Source organism: Vibrio sp. 10N.222.46.A1 (assembly GCF_041473595.1).
Lineage (GTDB): Bacteria > Pseudomonadota > Gammaproteobacteria > Enterobacterales > Vibrionaceae > Vibrio > Vibrio tasmaniensis_A.
Genome location: NZ_JBFRSN010000472.1, coordinates 1 through 2,992, shown reverse-complemented (window position 1 = coordinate 2,992; position 2,992 = coordinate 1). Strand labels below are relative to the sequence as shown.

At 46.6% G+C, this 2,992-nt stretch carries 4 protein-coding genes and 1 riboswitch; all 4 genes read left to right on the top strand.

The window, feature by feature from the left end; all coding sequences use genetic code 11:
* Window positions 1-107: 107 nt before the first annotated feature.
* Window positions 108-572, top strand: coding sequence for a phosphoglycerate mutase family protein (locus AB4496_RS14200; RefSeq protein ID WP_102258168.1), 465 nt, complete (start codon window positions 108-110; stop codon window positions 570-572).
* A 9-nt stretch (window positions 573-581) separates the two neighbouring features.
* Window positions 582-712, top strand: a riboswitch (cobalamin riboswitch).
* Between the two features lie 105 nt (window positions 713-817).
* Complete coding sequence (locus tag AB4496_RS14195) at window positions 818-1,990, top strand: cobalt-precorrin-5B (C(1))-methyltransferase (RefSeq protein WP_240798329.1); 1,173 nt, start codon at window positions 818-820, stop codon at window positions 1,988-1,990.
* 20 nt (window positions 1,991-2,010) lie between these two features.
* Window positions 2,011-2,670 (top strand): precorrin-8X methylmutase, encoded by a 660-nt coding sequence (locus AB4496_RS14190; RefSeq protein ID WP_009847682.1) that lies wholly within the window; start codon window positions 2,011-2,013, stop codon window positions 2,668-2,670.
* The coding region (locus AB4496_RS14185) for an SAM-dependent methyltransferase (protein WP_372131197.1) at window positions 2,667-2,992 on the top strand (326 nt) is incomplete at its 3' end. The genes AB4496_RS14190 and AB4496_RS14185, both read left to right, overlap by 4 nt.

The following is a 2,992-nucleotide window of genomic DNA, read 5'->3' as shown; positions in this document are numbered from 1 at the left end:
TGATATTTTGGCGAGAACCTTAGTTGCTCCTCAAGAACTGCCTCTTGGTGTTGTCACCACCGCGTTTGGCGCACTATTCATTGTTTCCATTCTGATGGAGAAAAGTAATGAAAGCTGAACGCTTCACCATCATTGCGATTCGTCATGGCGAAACCGAATGGAATCGAATAGGCAAAGCACAGAATCAACTGGATAGCCCTCTGACAATGAAAGGCAAACGACAGATGCATAACGTCGGTCGTTATCTTGCAACTCAAAAATCATTGACCCTCAATGCTATTTACACCAGTCAATTAGGCCGTGCTATTTCCAGTGCTAAAACCATCGCACGCTACCTGAAAGTGCCCGTCATTTCTCAAATGGAGCTCAGTGAGTTCGATTCAGAACAGCAACGAAGAACAATGGCGATTCAGTGGATCCAACGAGTTTCTCGTCACCACAACAATGAGAACCCTATTTTGCTGCTCGGACATGGTGACTGGATAAAAACATTAGCCAGTTTAGGGACACCAAAGCAAATCATAGACACACCAAACAACGGAGAAATCCTCAGGATAGATATCGAAGTATAACGTCACATCAGGGAATCAGGTGTAACTCCTGAACTGTACCCGCAGCTGTAAGCGATGAGCCCTTTACAAGCCACTGAGTCACACGACTTGGGAAGGAGTAAAGCGCAATGAGAACCTCAACATCGTAAGTCAGAATACCTGGACACACATGAATATCGAGCGGGAAAACTCAACACCATCCATACCTTGTCTAACAAGGGAACGCTCTGTATTCGTCAATACCTAAAACGTAGATGAAGAATACTGTGGTCACAAAAGTTAAACGATCCAAAAATAAGTCCGATCTCCGCAGTGGGTTTACCACCGGAGCGTGCGCAGCTGCAGCAAGCAGAGCGGCAGTTCAAACACTATTAACCGGACAAAAGCCTGACTATACCTCCATCACTCTACCTAATGGTGAGCCCGCTACGTTTAAGGTCGCGTTTATCCAAACATCCAACGATGCGGTGACCGCCAGCATTGTTAAAGATGCAGGGGACGATCCTGATTGTACCCACGAAGCCCATATTCAGAGTATTGCCCGCTGGCATTCAGAGCCCGGTTTTCACATCGATGGGGGTGTTGGCGTAGCTCGTGTGACTCTACCCGGATTAGAACTTCCCGTCGGTCAGGCGGCGATTAATCCCGTACCTCGAAAAAACATTCTCGATATGGTGACTTTGGAATGGAACCAAGCTACCAGTCAACAGAAAAAACACGTCGGTATATCACTGGAAATTTGCGTCCCTGATGGAGAGGAGCGAGCCAAGGAAACCATTGGGCCAAGACTCGGTTTAATCGGTGGTATTTCCATTCTCGGGACACGCGGAACGGTAAAACCCTACTCCACTTCAGCGTTTTCAGCATCTGTGCGTCAATCGGTACAAATAGCGAAACAAAATGGCCAAAACCACTTGGTTCTCACGACAGGATCTCGAACCGAAAAGTCAGCGATGGCCATGCTACCAAGTTATGACTCGATGTGTTTTATCCAAGCGGGTGATTTTGTTGGGGTCGGACTGCGCGCAGCAAAACGTTATCAAGTGAGCAAAATCACCGTCGTCGCCATGATAGGCAAACTCGGCAAGATGGTCGCTGGGCACATGATGACTCACGTATCCGGTAAAGCTATCGACTTTTCATTACTGGCCGACCTCGCCATTCAATCAGGTGCATCGAGTGAATTTGCCGAAGCTGTTAGCCAAGCCAACACAGGCCGCCACGTACTCGACACATGGAAAGAAGCCCAATCGGGCAAAGAGATTCCCAATTACGACTTTCTTACCTTGCTCTGCAAACAAGCTGCAGAGCACGCTGCTGTGTATGTCAAACATCACGTCAGCATTGAATTCAAATTGATCGATTTCAACGGCGATCTATTAGCAGAACATCTCTGCTCAAAAGGAAGTGATACCAACACTCACTTTCATGATGAATAAGCATGAACAAGGAAAACTCCATGACTAACGATATGCGTCAAATGACCAAGCAAGGCCGTCAAATTGAAAGTGACTCCTTCTCTATCATCGATGAAGAAATAGAAACTCTCCATGGGGGACATAACTTCAATCAAGGTGAATGGAATGTGGTTCGTCGTGCCATTCATACTACGGGTGATTTTGAATACGCTAAATTATATCAATTCAGCGACAACGCGATTGAGTCTGCCATTACCGCTTTAAAAAATGGTGCCAACATCATTACCGATGTCAGCATGATCGTGACAGGTTTAAACCAAACTCGCCTCAACGCTTACGGCAATAAAGCACAGTGCTTCATTAGTCATCCAGACGTCATTAGCACGGCCAAAGAGACAGGAGAAACACGTGCTATTCACTCAATGCGTTATGCCCGCGATAACGGCCTACTCGACGGCTCTATCATAGGTGTAGGCAATGCGCCTACCGCATTACTTGAGCTATTGCGCATGATAGAAGCAGGCGAAGCAAAACCTGCATTGATCATTGGCATTCCTGTTGGTTTCGTAAAAGCAGATGAATCGAAGCAAGCATTAACTGAACAAAACACCGTGCCTTACATTGCCAGCCTAGGCCGTAAAGGTGGCAGCCCGTTAGTGGTATCGACTATTCACGCCCTACTTGCTGAGTCAGTAAAATGAATAATGTAAGTACTCACTCTCAGCTTATCGATTGCTATCAATCGGCTATCACGGTAGTCGGAGTACCCGAAGATGGGTGTTTAAGCCTAACCAGTCGAGCTGTTAATGCAGTTGAATCTGCACGCGTTGTTGCAGGTAACGACCGACTATTGGATTGGTTTCCCCAATTCAAAGGTCAACGCTTATCGATGCAAGAAGGCTATCTATCTTGGTTCGCTAAGTTGCTTGATGAATGCGAGGAAGGCGGCGTCGTCGTATTAGCTTCTGGCGACCCATTGTTCTTTGGCATCGGCGAATCGTTATTAAAAAAACTGCCTAATGA

Coding starts and splice junctions, on each gene's coding strand:
- AB4496_RS14190 (WP_009847682.1), top strand. CDS start 2,011: ATGACTAACGATATGCGTCAAATGACCAAGCAAGGCCGTCAAATTGAA.
- AB4496_RS14200 (WP_102258168.1), top strand. CDS start 108: ATGAAAGCTGAACGCTTCACCATCATTGCGATTCGTCATGGCGAAACC.